Source organism: Isoptericola sp. NPDC019693 (assembly GCF_044389085.1).
GTDB lineage: Bacteria > Actinomycetota > Actinomycetes > Actinomycetales > Cellulomonadaceae > Isoptericola.
This window is the reverse complement of sequence record NZ_JBIRXP010000001.1, coordinates 521,194-538,011: the sequence shown is the minus strand read 5'-3', so window position 1 is coordinate 538,011 and position 16,818 is coordinate 521,194. Positions and strand designations below refer to the sequence as shown.

The 16,818-nt window shown below is 75.2% G+C and carries 15 protein-coding genes; 8 read left to right on the top strand and 7 right to left on the bottom strand.

Annotated elements, in window-relative coordinates; genetic code table 11:
* Positions 1-263: 263 nt before the first annotated feature.
* Together ACH436_RS02530 and ACH436_RS02525 are read right to left on the bottom strand one after the other, a co-directional pair.
* Positions 264-617, bottom strand: a complete 354-nt coding sequence (locus ACH436_RS02530; RefSeq protein ID WP_430558600.1) for a universal stress protein — start codon at positions 615-617, stop codon at positions 264-266.
* A 59-nt stretch (positions 618-676) separates the two neighbouring features.
* Positions 677-2,065: a DUF4192 family protein gene (locus ACH436_RS02525; protein ID WP_430558599.1), complete on the bottom strand. Its 1,389-nt coding sequence runs from the start codon at positions 2,063-2,065 to the stop codon at positions 677-679.
* Between the two features lie 168 nt (positions 2,066-2,233).
* Between ACH436_RS02525 and ACH436_RS02520 the strand changes: the two genes are divergently transcribed.
* Complete coding sequence (locus ACH436_RS02520; protein WP_430558598.1) at positions 2,234-2,875, top strand: hypothetical protein; 642 nt, start codon at positions 2,234-2,236, stop codon at positions 2,873-2,875.
* Between the two features lie 49 nt (positions 2,876-2,924).
* Entirely contained in the window at positions 2,925-4,031 is a 1,107-nt protein-coding gene (locus ACH436_RS02515; RefSeq protein WP_430558597.1) for a polyprenyl synthetase family protein, read from the top strand.
* A gap of 31 nt (positions 4,032-4,062) precedes the next feature.
* Here ACH436_RS02515 and ACH436_RS02510 read toward each other — a convergent pair whose 3' ends face one another.
* Complete coding sequence (locus ACH436_RS02510) at positions 4,063-4,509, bottom strand: Rv2175c family DNA-binding protein (protein ID WP_430558596.1); 447 nt, start codon at positions 4,507-4,509, stop codon at positions 4,063-4,065.
* A 48-nt stretch (positions 4,510-4,557) separates the two neighbouring features.
* On the opposite strand from ACH436_RS02510, the gene pknB reads away from it, so the two are divergent.
* Complete coding sequence (pknB, locus tag ACH436_RS02505) at positions 4,558-6,585, top strand: Stk1 family PASTA domain-containing Ser/Thr kinase (RefSeq protein WP_430558595.1); 2,028 nt, start codon at positions 4,558-4,560, stop codon at positions 6,583-6,585.
* 45 nt (positions 6,586-6,630) lie between these two features.
* On the opposite strand, the gene ACH436_RS02500 is transcribed toward pknB, so the two are convergent.
* A complete protein-coding gene (locus ACH436_RS02500; protein WP_430558594.1) occupies positions 6,631-7,995 on the bottom strand; it encodes a class II 3-deoxy-7-phosphoheptulonate synthase in 1,365 nt (454 codons plus the stop codon).
* Between the two features lie 46 nt (positions 7,996-8,041).
* Positions 8,042-9,268 (bottom strand): pyrophosphate--fructose-6-phosphate 1-phosphotransferase, encoded by a 1,227-nt coding sequence (locus ACH436_RS02495; protein WP_430558593.1) that lies wholly within the window; start codon positions 9,266-9,268, stop codon positions 8,042-8,044.
* Positions 9,269-9,437: 169 nt separating this feature from the next.
* Here ACH436_RS02495 and ACH436_RS02490 point away from each other — a divergent pair, with 169 nt between their 5' ends.
* Complete coding sequence (locus tag ACH436_RS02490; RefSeq protein WP_430558592.1) at positions 9,438-10,067, top strand: GNAT family N-acetyltransferase; 630 nt, start codon at positions 9,438-9,440, stop codon at positions 10,065-10,067.
* Positions 10,068-10,091: 24 nt separating this feature from the next.
* On the opposite strand, the gene ACH436_RS02485 is transcribed toward ACH436_RS02490, so the two are convergent.
* Positions 10,092-10,811 carry a lysophospholipid acyltransferase family protein gene (locus ACH436_RS02485; RefSeq protein WP_430558591.1) on the bottom strand — a complete coding sequence of 240 codons (720 nt, stop codon included), beginning with the start codon at positions 10,809-10,811 and terminating at the stop codon, positions 10,092-10,094.
* A 119-nt stretch (positions 10,812-10,930) separates the two neighbouring features.
* Between ACH436_RS02485 and ACH436_RS02480 the strand changes: the two genes are divergently transcribed.
* The gene (locus ACH436_RS02480) at positions 10,931-11,467 is read left to right on the top strand and encodes a hypothetical protein (RefSeq protein ID WP_430558590.1); all 537 of its coding nucleotides are present in this window, start codon (positions 10,931-10,933) and stop codon (positions 11,465-11,467) included.
* A gap of 68 nt (positions 11,468-11,535) precedes the next feature.
* Here the strand turns inward: ACH436_RS02480 and ACH436_RS02475 are convergent, their stop codons facing one another.
* Positions 11,536-12,480 carry an ROK family glucokinase gene (locus ACH436_RS02475; protein WP_430558589.1) on the bottom strand — a complete coding sequence of 315 codons (945 nt, stop codon included), beginning with the start codon at positions 12,478-12,480 and terminating at the stop codon, positions 11,536-11,538.
* A gap of 275 nt (positions 12,481-12,755) precedes the next feature.
* On the opposite strand from ACH436_RS02475, the gene ACH436_RS02470 reads away from it, so the two are divergent.
* The 3 genes from ACH436_RS02470 (at position 12,756) to ACH436_RS02460 (ending at position 16,784) form a co-directional block, all read left to right on the top strand.
* The gene (locus ACH436_RS02470) at positions 12,756-14,567 is read left to right on the top strand and encodes an AMP-dependent synthetase/ligase (RefSeq protein WP_430558588.1); all 1,812 of its coding nucleotides are present in this window, start codon (positions 12,756-12,758) and stop codon (positions 14,565-14,567) included.
* 133 nt (positions 14,568-14,700) lie between these two features.
* Positions 14,701-16,509 (top strand): DEDD exonuclease domain-containing protein, encoded by a 1,809-nt coding sequence (locus ACH436_RS02465; protein ID WP_430558587.1) that lies wholly within the window; start codon positions 14,701-14,703, stop codon positions 16,507-16,509.
* Positions 16,503-16,784 (top strand): Lrp/AsnC family transcriptional regulator, encoded by a 282-nt coding sequence (locus ACH436_RS02460; RefSeq protein WP_430545226.1) that lies wholly within the window; start codon positions 16,503-16,505, stop codon positions 16,782-16,784. Before ACH436_RS02465 ends, ACH436_RS02460 begins: the two co-directional genes overlap by 7 nt.
* The last annotated feature ends 34 nt before the right edge of the window (positions 16,785-16,818 follow it).

The window sequence follows — 16,818 nt, the reverse complement described above, 5'->3', positions numbered from 1 at the left end:
CAGGCGGGACACCTCTATTGTACCGGCGACATCGGCGACGGAGGGGCACCACGGGCTCCTGCGCCCAGTCCCGTACCCACGTCGTCCGTTCCCCGGTCCTGGCTCAACGCACGGGCCCCCGGGAAGATTCCCGGCCGCGCGGGCGGAACCGCGGGCGAAACTCCGGACGCCACGGCGACCCGGATCCTGCCGGCCGACCACGCCGGACCGCACGGGGACGGTCACGAGCGTCACACCGCGCGGCGCCGCGCCCGCGCGTGTCGTCACGGTTTGACCGCCAGGACCGGGCACGGCGCCTCGAGGAGGATCCGCTGAGCGCCCGACCCGAGGATCAGCTTGCCCACCGGGCTGCGGCGGCGCAGGCCCACGACGATGAGCTCGGCACCAGCCTCCTGCGCCGTGCGCACGAGGTCCTCGGCGAGGTCGCCCGTGCCGCCCACCACCGAGTACGCGAGCCCCGACGCGGCCAGGTCGTCCTCGACCGCCTGCCTCTCGGGTCCGTCGTCCCGCGTGGCGACCACCGTGAGCGGGACCGCCCGCTCGTGCGCCTCGCGCTTCGCTGCGGCGAGTGCCGCCTGTCCCTCGGCCGTGCTCAGGAGTCCGACGACGATCGCCATGGGGGCACGCTACCCGACCGTGGGCCCGGCCACACCGGCCACCGCTCCCCGACCTCCCCTCACCACGCGTCTCCGCCGGCGCCGGCCGCGGCAGCCCCGCGACCCGCGCTCACCCATCCCGGCGGCACGCCCGCCTCGAGCACGCCGCCCACGAGCGCCGCCAGGCGGTACGCCGGGTCCTGCGCCGCCGCCTCGCGCACGCGGCGCGCCGCCAGCCATCCGTCGCCGCGCCACCACGCCAGGAAGCCCAGCAGCGCCAGCGGCGGGGCGTGCCACCTCCGGGGAGCGCCGGCCACCACCCGCTCCAGCACGAGCCGTGCCGCGTCGGCCGCCGCACCGTCCGGCGGGACGCCCTCCCCCGGGTCCACCACCCGGGCGATCGCCCGCGCCGTGGCCGCCTCGACGTCGGCCACCTCGCGCGCGCCGGCACCGACGCACACCCCGGCGGTGCGGTCGGCCGCCTCCCGCGCGCCCGGCACCAGCCAGAGCAGCACGGCGTCGCGGACACGGACGTCCGCGAGCGCCACCGCCAGGCGGCCGAGACGCGCCGGCGGCAGGTCGACGTCCGCGGCCCCGCCCGAGCGCAGCTCCGCCGCCGCCTGGCGCACCAGGTCGCACCAGACGCCGTACGCCTCGGCACGCCACCGGCCCGGAGCGTCGCTCGCGGCGACGCCCGGCACCCGGGCCGCGGACGGCGCCGCCGACCCGCCACGTGGCACGTCCCGGGACAGGTCCGGTGGCAGGACCTGCGCCGCCGCGTACGCCCGTTCCGCGCGGCCGGCCGCCTTGGCGACCCGGTCCCGCACCCGCGCGGGGAGCACGCGGATCCGGTGCGCCTCCTCCTCCGAGTCGGCGATCGCCCGGCCCGCGACCACGAACGCGGCCCCGACCTCGCCGTGCTCGAGCTCGCCGAGGGGCCGCCCCCGCGCCGGGCAGCACGCCGGGTCCACGCACTCCAGGCCCCGGTAGCCGTCCGCGCCCACCAGCCAGCCCTCCACGTCGACCGCCGGGGCGAGCAGCTCCTCGAGCGCCGCGACCACGGACACCCCGCACGGGCGGGCCCGGTCCGGCGGGAGGTCCGAGTAGAGCGCGACCAGCACCACCCTGGCCCCGGCCCGCGCGGCGGCGCGGGCGACGACGAGCATCGCCTCCCCCACCGCGTCGTCCTCCCCGCCGCCCGCTGCGTCGGCCGCTGCGTCGCCCGATCCGTCGACCAGCCGGCCGGCCACGGCCCCGCGGCGGCCGTCGAGGTCGGCCAGGCGCGTCCGCGCGACGAGGCCGACCCGGCCCTCGTCCGTGACCGCGACGACGATCACGCACTCCCGCGGCCGGAACCCCAGCAGGTACGGGACGGCAGCGAGCAGGTCGCGGGAGGTGCGGAGCACGAGCGGGGTGTCGAAGGCGGGGCCGGGGTGCCCGGCGCGGTCGGTGGCGTATGCGGCGTCCATGCATAGATCCCAGGCCATGGCAGCGGGCTCGGACGCCGCCTGCTCCCGGGCTGTGGACGGGGCCTGCCTGGGGGCAGCCTCCGTGGAAGGAGGGGCCGTCGGACGTCCCGTGCTGTCCCGGGCGCCCGGGGTGCTTCCCGCACGGCACGGGCCGCTACGGTAGGCGCCGTGCCCTCGCTCCCCCGTCGTCCGCACCGCCCGGTCCGGCCGCGCCCCAGACCCTCGGGGGCGGCGCGCGGCGTCCGCGCAGCGGCGCTCACCGCGGTCCTGACGCTCTCCGGGTGCGGCCTGCTCGGCGGCTCCGGGACGCCCGGCGACGACGTCTCCGCCACGGGCCCGGACGGGTCCGGCGTCGGGGTGCGCGGCGCCACGGAGGCGCCCGCCACGGAGCCCGCCCCGGGTGAGGCGTCGACCCTGCCGACCTTCGACCCGGACACGACCGTGGGCGGGTACGCCGACGGGTTCCCCGAGAAGCTGCTCAAGGCGCCCGAGGACGCCACGGTGCTCGCCAGCTCGGCCACCACGGGCGAGGGCGGCCTCACGGACGTCACCCTCAACCTCAGCACGCAGCGCAGCACGCAAGAGGTCATCGACCAGCTCGCCGAGCGGCTGCGCGAGGCGGGTTTCGAGGAGTCCGGCGCGGCCGTCTTCTCCGGCCTCACCGCCCAGACCACCTTCGGCCGCGAGAGCACGCCGCAGGGAAGGACGAAGAAGGACGCGGGTCCGGTCGTGGAGTCGATCACCCTCGGCGTCCTCGACGACGGCGAACGCCGCCTCGTGACGGTGAGCGGCTCCGTCGTCGCCGGCTGACGCTCGCGCGCCGTCGGGCCCCGCCCGGCCGGACGCATAGGCTGTCGGCATGCCCACCGCCGCGTCGCTGGTCGACCTCGAGAACCTCCGTACCGACGTCGACACCAGGGTCGAGGAACACCTCGACGCCCTCGCCCGGGAGGTCGCCGGCATCGGCGCACCGGCGACCGCGCTCACCGACCAGGCGGCCGTGCTGCTGCGCGGCGGCAAGCGACTGCGCGCGGCGTTCTGCTACTGGTCCTACCGCGCCCACGGCGGGGCCGCGTCGGGCCCGGAACGGGACGCGGTGGTGCGGGCCGGAGCCGCGCTCGAGCTGTTCCAGGCCGCCGCCCTCCTGCACGACGACGTCATGGACGCGTCGGACACCCGCCGTGGCGAGCCCACCGCCCACCGCGCCTTCGAGGCCCGGCACGCCGCGGCGGGCTGGGCGGGCTCGGCCGAGCGGTTCGGGACGGCCGCCGCGATCCTCCTCGGCGACCTGTGCCTGGTCGCGTGCCAGCGCGAGATCGCGGACGCGGTCGCGGACCTGCCCGCCGGGCGGGCGGCCGACGCCCGCGCGCTGTTCGACGCCATGCAGACCGAGGTGGTCGTGGGCCAGTACCTCGACGTCCTCGTGCAGGCCGAGCCCTGGGGCCTGGACCCCGTCGCCGACGAGGGGCGCGCCCGGGACGTGCTGCGCGCCAAGTCCGCGCGCTACTCGGTCGAGCGCCCGCTCGTGCTCGGTGCGGTGCTCGCGGGCGCGTCGACCGCGCGGGTGACGGCGGTGTCGGACGCCGGGCTGCCGCTCGGGGAGGCGTTCCAGCTCCGTGACGACGTGCTCGGCGTGTTCGGCGACCCGTCCGTGACGGGCAAGCCCGCCGGCGACGACCTGCGTGAGGGCAAGCGCACCGTCCTGATGGCCCGCACGCTCGCCGCCGCGGGCGCGGCCGACCGCGACCTCGTCGTCGCTCGCCTCGGGGACCCGTCGCTGGACACCGCGACCGTCGAACGGCTGCGCGGGGTCATCGCCGCGTCGGGCGCCCTGGACGGCGTCGAGACCCTCATCGGCACGCTCACGGACGGCGCGCTCGACGCGCTCGCCTCGGCCGGGCTCGCCGACCCCGGCCGCGAGGTGCTCCTGGACCTGGCCCGGGCCGCCGTCGACCGGGCGGCCTGAGGACGCTCCCGCCCCGAGGCGGGCACGCGCCTCAGAGCAGCGCCTGAGCCACCCGGCGCACCTGGGCCCGACGACCGGCACGCAGCTCCTCGATCGGGGCCGCGCCGATCGTGGGCTCGACCTCGAACAGCCAGCGCAGGACGGCGGTGTCGTCCAGGCCGACGTCCGAGAGCACCAGCACGGTGCCGCGCAGGGTGGGCAGCACGTGCGGCGCCCCGTCGTCCGTCACGAGGAACACGGCGGGCACCTGGAACGTGTTCCGCTCGCCGCGCTTCATCCCGACGAGCGAGCGCTCCGAGACCAGGCCGCGCACCTTGCTCACCTCGGTGCCGAGGGCCTCCGCCACGTCCGGCAGCGTGAGCCACTCCGCCACGAGGGACTCGACGACGCTCCGGTCGTCGGTGCTGCTGGTGCTGCTGGTGCTGCTGGTGGTTCCGGAGGCGGGGGCGCCGTGCCCGGGCGCGGTCGTGTCGTTCACCGGGCCAGCCTACGGGCCTGCCGATCCGGGCGCCCCTACACTCGTCGCGTGGCCATCGCGACGACCGACCCGATGCTCGGCCGCCTGGTCGACGGGCGGTACGAGATCGTCGCGCGCGTCGCCCGCGGGGGCATGGCCACCGTGTACCGCGCCACCGACCGGCGCCTCGACCGCGAGGTCGCGATCAAGGTGATGCACCCGCACCTCGCCGACGGCGTCGACGGCGCCGCGTTCGTGTCCCGGTTCCGCCGGGAGGCCCGTGCCGCCGCACGCCTGACCCACCCCGGCGTCGTCGCCGTCTACGACCAGGGGGTCGACGGCGACACCAGCTACCTCGCCATGGAGTACGTGCCGGGCACCAACCTGCGACGTGAGCTGCACGCCTCGGGCGCGCTCACCCTGGGCCGCGCGCTCGACGTCGTCGCGCAGGTGCTCGCCGCCCTGTCCGCCGCGCACCGCAAGGGGCTCGTCCACCGCGACGTCAAGCCGGAGAACGTGCTCGTCGTCGGCGACGACGTCGACGCGGGCGCACGGGTCAAGGTCGCGGACTTCGGGCTCGCCCGCGCCGTGACCGAGGTGACCACCACCACGACCGGCACGGTGCTGGGCACGGTCGCGTACCTCGCGCCCGAGGTGATCACCAGCGGCACCTGCGACGCACGCACCGACGTCTACGCGGTCGGCGTGCTCGTGTACGAGCTGGTCACCGGCACCCTCCCCTACGCGGGCGAGACACCGATCCAGGTCGCGTTCCACCACGTGCACGAGGACCTCCCCGCCCCGTCCGCGCTCGTGGACTGGCTGCCTGCCGAGGTCGACGCGCTCGTCGCGTCCTTCGCGGCCCGGGACGCGCAGCAGCGCCCGGCGGACGCGGGGGCGGCCCTCGCGGCCGTCGAGGCCGTCCGCTCGGCGCTCGGGGCGGACGTGCTCGAGCGCCGCGCCGAGCGGCCGGCCGACCTGCCCGGTCCCGCGTCCGTCACGCCGGACGGGTCCGGTCGCCCCGGTGGGGCCCACGACGCGGGCGGCACGGCGGCCGACGACGGCGAGGGCGACGGGTCCGGGGGGACGGACGCGGTCGACGAGATCCCCACGGCGTTCTTCCAGGAGGTCTCGGCGAGCGCACCGTCCCAGCCCACCGACCTGCTCGTCGAGCAACCGACCGAGACCTACCGCCGCCCGTCCCGGCGCCGTCGCGTGACGGCGTGGGTCCTCGCGCTCGTCCTCGTGCTCGGCGGCGGCGGGCTGGGCACCTGGTGGTGGTTCACGGACGGCCCCGGCGCCTGGACCTCGGTGCCGACCGGGGTCGCCGGGGTGGCGGCGGACGACGCCCGCGCCGTCCTGGAGGACGCCGGGCTCGGCACGACGACCAGCAGGACGTTCGACGACGACGTCCCGGAGGGCTCGGTCGTGACGACCGTGCCCGCGCCCGGCGACCGGGTGCGCACCGACGGGTCGGTGGAGCTGGTCGTCTCCCGCGGCGTGCAGATGCTCACGGTGCCGGGCGACCTGGTCGGCACCGCCCAGGAGGACGCCACCTCAGCCCTGGAGGACGCCGGCTTCACCGTCGGCGAGGCCGCCCGGTCGTACGACGACGAGGCCGGCCGCGGCGAGGTGCTGGACCTCTCGGTCGAGGAGGGTTCGCGTCAGCGGCACGACACGGTCGTGACGCTCACGGTCTCCGACGGCCCCGCCCCGGTGCAGGTGCCGCAGGAGGTGGGCAAGGCGAAGGACGCCGCCGTCGCCGACCTCGAGGACCTGGGGCTCGTCGTCGAGCTGGGCGACCCGAAGTACTCCGAGGACATCCCGAAGGGGCACGTGCTGGCGCAGGACCCGGAGGAGGGCGCCACGGCGCACCGCACGGACACCGTCACCCTCACGATCTCGCAGGGCCCTCCGCTGGTCGAGGTGCCGAACGTCGTGGGCAAGCGCACCGAGCCCGCTCGCAAGGCGCTGGAGAAGGCGGGGTTCGTGGTCAAGGAGAACGCCTACCTGGGCGGCATCCTGGACACCGTGCGCTTCCAGGACACGACGGGTGAGGCCCCGAAGGGCAGCACGGTCACCCTCACCGTGTGGTGAGCGCCCGGACGTACGGCCCGGCGCACCGTCCGGCGGCCATGGGCGTCACCAGCTCGTGAGCATCTCCGCGACCCGGAACGCCATCTCGAGCGACTGCTGGTGGTTGAGGCGCGGGTCGACGAGCGTCTCGTACCGCAGCGCCAGCCCCGCGTCGTCGATCTCCTCGCTGCCGCCCAGCACCTCGGTGACGTCGTCGCCGGTGAGCTCCATGTGCAGCCCGCCCGGCACGGTGCCGAGGGCACGGTGCACCTCGAAGAAGCCGGTGACCTCGTCGAGCACGTCGGTGAACCGGCGCGTCTTGTAGCCGCTGTCCGACGTGATCGTGTTGCCGTGCATGGGGTCGGTGACCCAGGTGACGGCCACCCCCTCGGCCGTGACCTTCTCGACCACCTCGGGCAGCACGTCCCTGACCCGGCCGGCGCCCATCCGGGTCACGAACGTCAGCCGGCCCGGGGTGTTGCCGGGGTTGAGCCGGGCCGCGAGCGCGAGCGCGTCGTCGGGCGACGTCGTCGGGCCGAGCTTGACGCCGATCGGGTTGGCGACGCGCGAGAGGAACTCGACGTGCGCGCCGTCGAGCTGGCGGGTGCGCTCCCCGATCCACAGGAAGTGGGCCGACGTCGCGTACGCCTCGCCGCTGCGGGCGTCGACCCGGGTCAGGGCGCGCTCGTAGTCGAGGATGAGCGCCTCGTGGCTGAGGTAGAACTCCACGGAGCGCAGCGCGTCGAAGTCTGCCCCGCAGGCCTCCATGAACCGGATCGCGCGGTCGATCTCCGCCGCGGTGCGCTCGTAGCGCGCGTAGGCGGGGTTGCGCATGAACCCGCGGTTCCACTCGTGCACGCGCCGCAGGTCGGCGTGACCGCCCTGCGTGAACGCGCGGACCACGTTCGCCGTGGCGGCGGAGATGCGGTACGCCTGCTCGAGGCGCCGCGGGTCCGGGGCGCGGGACGCAGGGCTGAACTCGTGCCCGTTCACCATGTCCCCGCGGTACGCCGGGAGGGTCACGCCGTCACGCGTCTCCACGTCCGACGAGCGCGGCTTGGCGTACTGCCCCGCGAGCCGGCCCATCTTCACGACGGGCGTGCTCGCGCCGTGGGTGAGCACCACCGCCATCTGCAGGATGGTGCGCATCTTGTTGCGGATGCGGGTCGCGTTCGCGTCCGCGAACGTCTCCGCGCAGTCCCCGCCCTGCAGCAGGAACGCCTCGCCGCGGCCCGCCGCGGCGAGGCGTTCCGTGAGCAGCCGAGCCTCGGCCGGCACCACGAGGGGCGCGGCCTGGGAGAGCCGCCCCGCCACCGCCGCCAACGCCGCGGCGTCCGGCCACACGGGCTGCTGGCGCGCCTCGAGGGCCCGGAACCGGTCCAGGCCCTCGGGGTCGCTCCCGGGCACCACGGTGTCGACGGCGGTGGTCATGCGGGCTGCTCCTGCCTCTGGCTCGGTGGTCGGCTCGGTGCCGTCGTCAGTGCGCGGCGGGCTTCGCGGGCACCAGCGGCTGGCCGATGCCCTCGAGGATCTCGCCGAACCACGGCTGGCTGACGTCGAACGCCTTGCCGCCGGCGATGCGCGGGAACGCGATCGCCTTGAGGCGGTCGCCGTCCTCCTCGTCGTGGCCGATGACGCCCGGCTCGCCGCGCAGGGCGCACTCGACGGCCAGGTCGGTCATCGACTTGATGAGGCGCAGGTCCTCGGCGTTCGCGGCCGCGGCGCGCGAGTAGTAGCCCGACTTCTGGACCATGACCTTCTCGGCGCCGAGCTTCTCCGCGAACTGCTTCGCGAACCACTGGCCCGGGTTGATCGTGTCGAGCTTGACGTGCCCGAACGGGTCGCGCGGCACCTCTTCGCCGGCGGCCTCGAGCTGCTCGACGATCTCGTTCATGCCCGCACCCTCCGACAGGAAGATGTTGACGTTGCCGATCTCGTCCATGACGGCGCGCAGGCGCGCGGCCTCGGCGTCGATGTCGATCTCCAGCTCGGGCAGGAACACCGCGTGCACGTCCCAGCGCTCGCGCGTGAGCCCGAGGGCGGGCGCCCACTCCTGCGCGTCGAGCCACTTGCGGTACTCCTTGGCCGTGGCGGCGGTGAGCCAGCCGCAGTGACGACCCATGACCTCGTGCACGATGAGCATGCGCGGGCCGGAGCGGTGCTCGCCGATCACGTTGGCGGCGAAGCCGGCGGCCTCCTCGGCCGCCGTCCAGGCACCGAGCGACTGCCGGATGGGCACCACGTCGTTGTCGATCGTCTTCGGCAGGCCCACGACGGTGAGCTCGTAGCCGTTGTCGTGCAGGTACGCCGCGAGGTCGGCGGCCGTGGTGTTGGTGTCGTCGCCACCGATGGTGTGCAGCACGTCGACGCCGTCGGCCTTGAGCTGCTCGGCCGCGACCTCCAGGGGGTTCTGCCCCTCCTGCACCAGGCCGCGCTTGACGCAGTCCGCGGCGTTGGTGAGCTTGACGCGCGAGTTGCCGATCGGCGAGCCGCCGAAGCGGTGCAGGATGCCGGCCTGCTTGCGGCCCTCGGAGTCGATCACGATCTTCGTGCCCGTGAGGAGCCCGTGGTAGCCGTACTGGTAGGCGATGATCTCGATCGACGGGTCGAGCTCGGTGTACCGCTCGATGAGGCCGCCGACGGCGGAGGACAGGCAGGGCGCGAAGCCGCCGGCGGTCAGGAGAGCCACGCGACGAACCGACATGACGGGGGTTACCTCTCGGTGGGGGACGGAAGCCCTCCCATCCTAGGAGCACCGCGCGGCCGCCGGCCCCTGCCGTCCGCCCCACGAACGAGCCGTGCGCGCCCGGGCCCGGCCGTGCGATGATGTCGGCCGAGCCTCCCCGCGTTCCGGCGCCGGGAGGCTCTTGCGTATGACGACACCTGCGCCCCCTCCCGACCTGCCCGCCGTCCCCGCGCCCGGCCGCCCGGCGGTCGTCCGCCGCGCCACGGCGGAGGACCGCGGGGTCCTCGAACGGCTGTGGCTGCTCTTCCGCCACGACATGTCCGCGGTCTCGGGCGAGCTCCCCGGGCCGGACGGACGGTTCCGCGACGACCGGCTCCGCGACGCGCTCGCCGACCTGGGCCCCGGGACGGGGGTCCCCGGCGGCGGGGCGGGGCGCGACGACCGGTCCGGGCGGCGGGGCGTGGTCTGGCGCGGCTACCTCGCGGCGGTCCCGGGCGCGACGCCCGGGGCCGGCGAGCGGCCGGTGGCGTTCGCCCTCGTCCGAGGTCTCGACGCGCCCACCCGCGTGCTCTCCGCGTTCTTCGTGGTGCGCGCGGCCCGGCAGCGCGGCCTCGGCCGGGAGGTCGCGGCGGCGGTGCTGCGCGACGTGCCGGGTCCGTGGGAGGTCCCGTACCAGGACGCCAACGCGCCGGCGGCGGCGTTCTGGCCGCGTGTGGCGACCGACGTCGCGGGCGACGCCTGGGCGGTCGACCGTCGCCCGGTGCCCGGTCGGCCCGACGTCCCTCCGGACGCCTGGCTGCAGCTCGCCGTGGGGTGAGCGGCGGCCCCGGGGCCCTGCGGGTCAGGACCCGGCGGCGGGCTCCTCCGGCGGCTGCTGGGCAGCGGCCGCGAGCCGCGCCTTCATCGTGGCGGCGTAGACGTCGACGTACTCCTGCTCGGAGAGCCGCAGGATGGCGTACATGATCTCGTCCGTGACGGAGCGCAGCACGAACCGGTCGCCCTCCATCCCGCGGTAGCGGCTGAAGTCGAGCGGCTCGCCGAAGACCATGCCGATCGGCATCGGCTTGGGGACCGACCGGCCCAGCGGCTGCGCCACGTCGGTGCCCACCATCGCGACCGGGATCACGGGCGCCCCCGACTCGAGGGCCAGGCGGGCGACGCCGGTCTTGCCGCGGTAGAGCCGCCCGTCCGGGCTGCGCGTGCCCTCGGGGTAGATGCCGAACAGGTCCCCGTCGTCGAGCACGCGCAGCCCGGTGTTCAGGGCGGCCTCGCTGGCCTTCCCGCCCGAGCGGTCCACCGGGATGGTCCCCACGCCGCGCATGAAGCCGGCCACGAGCCGCCCGCGCACGCCGCCGCCCGTGAAGTAGTCCGACTTGCCCAGGAACTGGACCTGGCGGTCGAGCACGAGCGGCAGGACGAACGAGTCGATGACGGCGAGGTGGTTGCTCGCGAGGATCGCCGGACCGGAGGTCGGGACGTTCTCGACGCCCTTCGTCCAGGGACGGAACGCCAGCCGGAGCCACGGCCCCACCAGCACGTTCTTCATCACCCAGTAGAACAACTGTCCTCCTCGCCCAGTCGTGCACGGCGCCCCACCCAGCGGACCGCCGGTGACGGGCCGTGGCGCCGACGGGCGGGACCGTCGACGCGTTGCATCGCCCACGACAATAGAGTGAACCCATGCCCGCACCGAACCCGGACGCCGAACCGGACCTGCCGGACGACGACCTGCCCGACGACGCCGTCGAGGCGCGCTGGGCCGACATCGTCGCCCAGCTGGGGCCGCTCGACGAGCACGCCGACGCCGATCGTGCGGACGAGCCGACGGCTGGCGGCCCCGGGGACGCCGGGTCGCAACCGCGGCACGAGGGCCCGGCGGTCCCGCCCGGGCGGGTGGTGAGCCCCGGTCCCCGGGACTGGCCCGTCACGCCGGAGATCGAGGACCTGGAAGAGACGGAGTCTCATTTCACGCCGCCCGAGCCGGAGCCCGTCCTGTCGCGCGACCCGCTCCTCACGCTCGCGTGGGCAGCGGTCGTCGGGGTGCCGGTGCTCGTCGTGCTCGGCGTCGTCCTGCGCGCGGCCGTCCCGGCCCTGCGCATCCCGGGCTGGTCCGGCCCGGTGGCCGGCGTGCTGTTCCTCGTCGCACTCGGCATCCTGATCTGGCGGATGCCGCACCGCCGCGACCCGGACGACCACAGCACGGGCGCCGTCGTCTGACCCGATCGCGCGGCCCGGCCGCGCGATCAGGTCGTGCGGCCCGAGGCGGTGCGGCCCGACGGCGCGGTTCAGCGCCGGGCGAGGTCGGCGGCGCCGATGATGCCCGCCTCGTTGCCGTGCTCGGCAAGCTCGATCTGCGCCACCGGGCGGTGCCCGAGGGCGGAGAGCTGCGCCTCGTAGGCCTTGCGCACGGGCAGCAGCAGCAGGTCGCCGGCGGCACCGACGCCGCCTCCGATGACGATGAGCTCGGGGTCGAGGAGCGCCGCGACGGAGGCCGAGCCCTCGCCGATCCACCGGCCCAGCGTCGCCAGCAGCTCGATCGAGAGCTCGTCGCCCTCCTGCGCCGCCTGGGTGACGTGCGGACCCTCGAGCGCGGACACGTCCCCGCCGGCGAGCTCGACCAGCCGGGCCGACCGGGCCGGCTGCGCGACCACGGCCTGCTTCGCGTCGCGCACCAGGGCCGTGCCGGACGCGTACTGCTCCCAGCACCCTTCGTGACCGCAGCCGCAGTAGTGCCCGCCGGGCACGACACGCATGTGCCCCACCTCGGCCGCGACGCCCCACTTGCCGCGCACGAGCTCGCGGTCCACCACGATCGCGCCGCCGAGGCCGGTGCCGACCGTCAGCATGAGCATGTCGGTCGCCTCGCGCGCGGCGCCGAAGCGGAACTCCGCCCAGCCCGCGGCGTTCGCGTCGTTCTCCACGACCACGGGCACGTCGACGTCCAGCAGGCCCTCGATGCGCTCGGCCAGCGGGTACTCGCGCCAGGCGATGTTCGGGGCGAAGAGCACCGACCGGCGGTCCGGGCTGACGAAGCCGGCGGCCGCGAGGCCGATCGCGCCGATCTCGTGCTCCTTGGCCAGCTCGGTGCACGCGTCGGCGATCGCACGGTCGATCGACGCGACGTCGTCCGCGACCGTCTCGCGGCGCACCTTCGCGAGGATCTTGCCCGCCTCGTCCACCACACCCACGGCAATCTTCGTGCCGCCGATGTCGACTCCGATGGCGTGCATGCAGGACCTCGCGTTCATGTGTCGGTACGCCGCGTCCGCACGGCGCATCACCCGGTCGCCGTCGCGGCGCGGGGGCGCGCGGTGCGCGCAGGGACCAGACTAGCCACCGCGACCCGAGGGTGCGACGCTCGTCCACCACCGAGCCGCCACCGATCCACCATCATCGGTCACGGACCGTCACCGAACCGTGTCCTGGACCACTCATGAGACCCGGTATCGTGGCGGCCGGGGAACGCCCCCCTGGCCAATGCATGAGCATGGACGATGGAGTCAGCATGGACGAGATCACCATTCCGCAGGCGGTCGAGCTGCCTGCCACGTCGAACCTCAACGACCTTCTCGCCACCCGCGTGGCGAGCGACCCGCGCGCCACGCTCGCCGAGCGGCCGTCCGGCGACGGCTGGCAGCCGGTCTCGGCCGCGCAGTTCGACGCCGAGGTGGTGGCCGTCGCCAAGGGGCTGGTCGCCAAGGGCGTGCAGCCCGGCGACCCCGTCGGGATCATGTCCCACACCCGGTACGAGTGGACCCTGCTCGACTTCGCCGCCTGGGCGGCCGGCGCGGTGCCCGTGCCGATCTACGAGACGTCCTCCGCCGAGCAGGTGGAGTGGATCCTCACGGACTCCGGCATCACCCTGCTCGTCGTCGAGGACTCCGGCCTCGCCGCGACGGTGGCGGAGGTCTCCGACCGCGCGCCGGCGCTGCGCGAGGTGCTCGAGATCGAGGACGGCGCAATCGCCAAGCTGACCGCCGCGGGCGCCGACGTCACCGACGAGGAGATCGCACGGCGCCGCGCCGTGGCGGACCTCGCCGACGTCGCGACGATCATCTACACCTCCGGCACGACCGGCACCCCCAAGGGCGCCGAGATCACGCACGGCAATCTCGCGCTCCTCGGCGTGAACGCCGTCGCCGCGGTCCCGGAGGTCTTCAAGGACGGGGGGCGCACGCTGCTCTTCCTCCCCCTCGCGCACGTGTTCGCCCGCTACATCGAGATCCTCGCGATCGCGAGCGGCACGGTGCTCGGGCACTGGGCCGACCTCAAGACGGTCACCACCGGCCTCGGCGCCTTCCGGCCCACCTACATCCTCGCGGTGCCCCGCGTCTTCGAGAAGGTCTACAACGCGGCGGAGCAGAACGCGGCCGCCGGCGGCAAGCTGAAGATCTTCCACTGGGCGGCCGCCACCGGGATCGCCTACTCCCGAGCGCTCGACACGCCGTCGGGCCCGTCGCTGTGGCTCCGCCTCCAGCACAAGGTCGCCGACACGCTCGTGTTCTCGAAGCTCCGCGCCGTCCTGGGGGGGCAGGCGCAGTACGCCGTGTCCGGGGGCGGCCCCCTGGGCGAGCGGCTCGGCCACTTCTTCCGCGGCCTCGGCGTCACGATCCTCGAGGGCTACGGCCTCACCGAGACCACGGCGCCCACGAGCGTCAACCGCCCGGACGCCATCAAGATCGGCTCGGTCGGCCCCCAGCTGCCCGGCTGCGGCGTCAAGATCGCCCCGGACGGCGAGGTGCTCCTGCGCGGCATCCAGGTGTTCCGCGGGTACCACAACAACCCGGAGGCGACCGCCGAGGCGTTCGACGACGGGTGGTTCCGCAGCGGCGACCTCGGCACCCTCGACGACGACGGGTTCCTCACGATCACCGGCCGCAAGAAGGAGATCATCGTGACGGCCGGCGGCAAGAACGTCGCCCCGGCGCTCCTCGAGGACCGGATCCGGGCGCACGCCCTCGTGAGCCAGTGCGTCGTCGTGGGCGACAACCGCCCGTTCATCGGCGCGCTGGTCACCCTCGACGCCGAGGGCCTGCCGGGCTGGCTGAAGATGCACGGCAAGCCGGAGATGACGCCCGCGCAGGCCGCGACGGACCCCGAGGTGCTGGCCGCGCTCGACGCCGCCGTGACCCGGGCCAACCAGGCGGTCTCGAAGGCGGAGTCCATCCGCAAGTTCGCCGTGCTGCCCGGCGACCTCACGGTCGAGAACGGCTACCTCACACCCAAGCAGAGCGTGCGCCGGCACGTCTTCGTCAAGGACTTCGCCGCCGAGATCGACGAGCTGTACGTCGACACCCGGCAGAAGTCCGCGAGCTGACCCGGACGCCACGCCGCCCCGGCCTCGCCCGCGGGTCCCTCGAGCCCGCCGCGGACACGTCCGCGGCGGGCTCGACCCCTGTCCGGACGACGCGGAGCCGGCGGCTGTCGGAGGCCGCCGCTACGGTCCCGGCATGCCGAGCAGCACCCCGTCCGCGACGCACAGCACCGTGCTCCAGCCCTCGTTCGAGGACCTCGGCACCCCCCTGCGGGACGTCACGTTCGTCGTCGTCGACCTCGAGACCACCGGCGGGCGCGCGTCCGACGGCGGCATCACGGAGATCGGTGCGGTCAAGGTCCGCGGCGGCGAGGTGCTCGGCGAGCTGCAGTCGCTCGTCAACCCCGGCCACCCGGTGCCGGCGTTCGTCGCGCGGCTCACGGGCATCACGACGTCCATGGTCGCGACCGCTCCCCCGGTCGAGCTCGTCCTGCCGAGCTTCCTGGAGTTCGCGCGCGACGCCGTGCTGGTGGCGCACAACGCGCCGTTCGACGTCGGCTTCCTGCGGGCCGCCTGCGACCGGCTCGGCTACGACTGGCCGGGGTTCCGGGTCGTGGACACCGTGCCCCTCGCCCGCCGCGTGGTCACCCGCGACGAGGCCCCGAACCACAAGCTGTCCACCCTGGCCGCGCTCTTCCGGGCGCGGGTCGCGCCCGAGCACCGCGCGCTGGCCGACGCCCGGGCGACCGTCGACGTGCTGCACGCGCTCCTGGAGCGGCTGGCGCCCCTGGGGATCACCCACCTCGAGGACCTCGCGGGCGCCGCCGACCCCGTGCCGCCGGACGTCCGGCGCAAACGGACGCTCGCCGACGGCCTGCCCGAGGCCCCGGGCGTGTACCTGTTCCGGGGGCCTGGGGACGAGGTGCTGTACGTCGGTACGTCCACGAACCTCCGCAAGCGGGTGCGGTCCTACTTCACGGCCGCGGAGAAGCGCGGGCGCATCACCGAGATGGTGCGCATCGCGCACGCCGTCACCCCCGTGGTCTGCGCGACGCCGCTCGAGGCGCAGGTGCGCGAGCTGCGCCTCATCGCCGAGCACGCCCCGCGGTACAACCGGCGCTCCAAGCACCCGGAGCGCCAGTCGTGGGTGCGTCTCACGGACGAGGCCTACCCCCGGCTGTCGGTGGTGCGCGACGTGCGGGCCGGGAGCCCGCACATCGGCCCGTTCACCTCGCGGCAGTCCGCGCTGGCCGCCGTCGAGGCGGTGCACGACGCCCTGCCGCTGCGGCAGTGCACGGCACGGCTGCCGCGCGTCGCGAGCACCGCGGGCAGCCCGTGCGCCCTCGCCGGCATGGGACGCTGCTCGGCGCCGTGCACCGCCACCGGGACGGCCGACGAGGGGTACGACGTCGTCGCGGACGCCGCCCGTACCGCGCTCACCGACGACCCGTCCCTGGTCGTCGACGCCCTCGCCGCGCGGGTGGGCAGGCTCGCGGCCCAGGAACGGTTCGAGGAGGCGGGGGCGGTGACCCGTCGGCTGCGGGCGTTCGTCCAGGGCGCGGCGCGAGCGCAGCGGCTCGGTCCCCTCGCCCGGTGCGCCGAGCTCGTGGCGGCGCGGCCCACCCCCGCGGGCGGCTGGGAGCTCGTCGTGATCAAGCACGCACGCCTCGCGGCGACCGCCGTGACCGGTCCGGACGAGGACCCGCTGCCGGTCGTGGACGCCCTGCGCGCGACGGCGGAGCACGTCGCCCCTCCCGTGCCGCCGGCGCCCGCGTGCCACCCGGAGGAGGCCGCCCTCGTGCTCGCCTGGCTGGACGAGCCGGGAGTCCGGCTGGTGCACGTGAGCGACCCCTGGACGTGCCCGGTGCGCTCCGCCGCCGCGCACGCCGACCTCGGCGCGGTCTCGACGACCGTCGCGGGTCTGTGGACCGTACCGGGCGAGGGCGACGAGCCCGTCGGGCGCCTCGCGGACCCGCCGCCGGTGGCTACGATGACGGCATGCTGACCGCGATCGTGCTCATCGACACCGAGGCCGACCAGATCCCCGAGGTCGCCACCAAGGTCACCGACCTCAAGGGAGTCAGCGAGGTCTACTCCGTCACCGGCAAGGCCGACCTGGTCGCCATGGTGCGCGTCCGGGAGCACGAGGAGCTCGCCGACGTCATCGCCGACGGGATCAGCAAGGTCCCCGGCGTGGTGCGCACGGAGACTCTCATCGCGTTCCGCACCTACTCGAACGTCGACCTCGAGCAGGCCTTCGCCCTCGGCCTGGACGACTGAGGGCGCGCGGCGACCGCACGAGCCTTCCCGGAGG

Bases quoted from the DNA above. Each gene is read 5' to 3' on its own strand.
- ACH436_RS02460 (WP_430545226.1), top strand. From the start codon at position 16,503: ATGCTGACCGCGATCGTGCTCATCGACACCGAGGCCGACCAGATCCCC.
- ACH436_RS02475 (WP_430558589.1), bottom strand. From the start codon at position 12,480: ATGCACGCCATCGGAGTCGACATCGGCGGCACGAAGATTGCCGTGGGT.
- ACH436_RS02470 (WP_430558588.1), top strand. From the start codon at position 12,756: ATGGACGAGATCACCATTCCGCAGGCGGTCGAGCTGCCTGCCACGTCG.
- ACH436_RS02490 (WP_430558592.1), top strand. From the start codon at position 9,438: ATGACGACACCTGCGCCCCCTCCCGACCTGCCCGCCGTCCCCGCGCCC.
- ACH436_RS02465 (WP_430558587.1), top strand. From the start codon at position 14,701: ATGCCGAGCAGCACCCCGTCCGCGACGCACAGCACCGTGCTCCAGCCC.
- ACH436_RS02495 (WP_430558593.1), bottom strand. From the start codon at position 9,268: ATGTCGGTTCGTCGCGTGGCTCTCCTGACCGCCGGCGGCTTCGCGCCC.
- ACH436_RS02530 (WP_430558600.1), bottom strand. From the start codon at position 617: ATGGCGATCGTCGTCGGACTCCTGAGCACGGCCGAGGGACAGGCGGCA.
- ACH436_RS02515 (WP_430558597.1), top strand. From the start codon at position 2,925: ATGCCCACCGCCGCGTCGCTGGTCGACCTCGAGAACCTCCGTACCGAC.
- ACH436_RS02500 (WP_430558594.1), bottom strand. From the start codon at position 7,995: ATGACCACCGCCGTCGACACCGTGGTGCCCGGGAGCGACCCCGAGGGC.
- ACH436_RS02525 (WP_430558599.1), bottom strand. From the start codon at position 2,065: ATGGACGCCGCATACGCCACCGACCGCGCCGGGCACCCCGGCCCCGCC.
- ACH436_RS02480 (WP_430558590.1), top strand. From the start codon at position 10,931: ATGCCCGCACCGAACCCGGACGCCGAACCGGACCTGCCGGACGACGAC.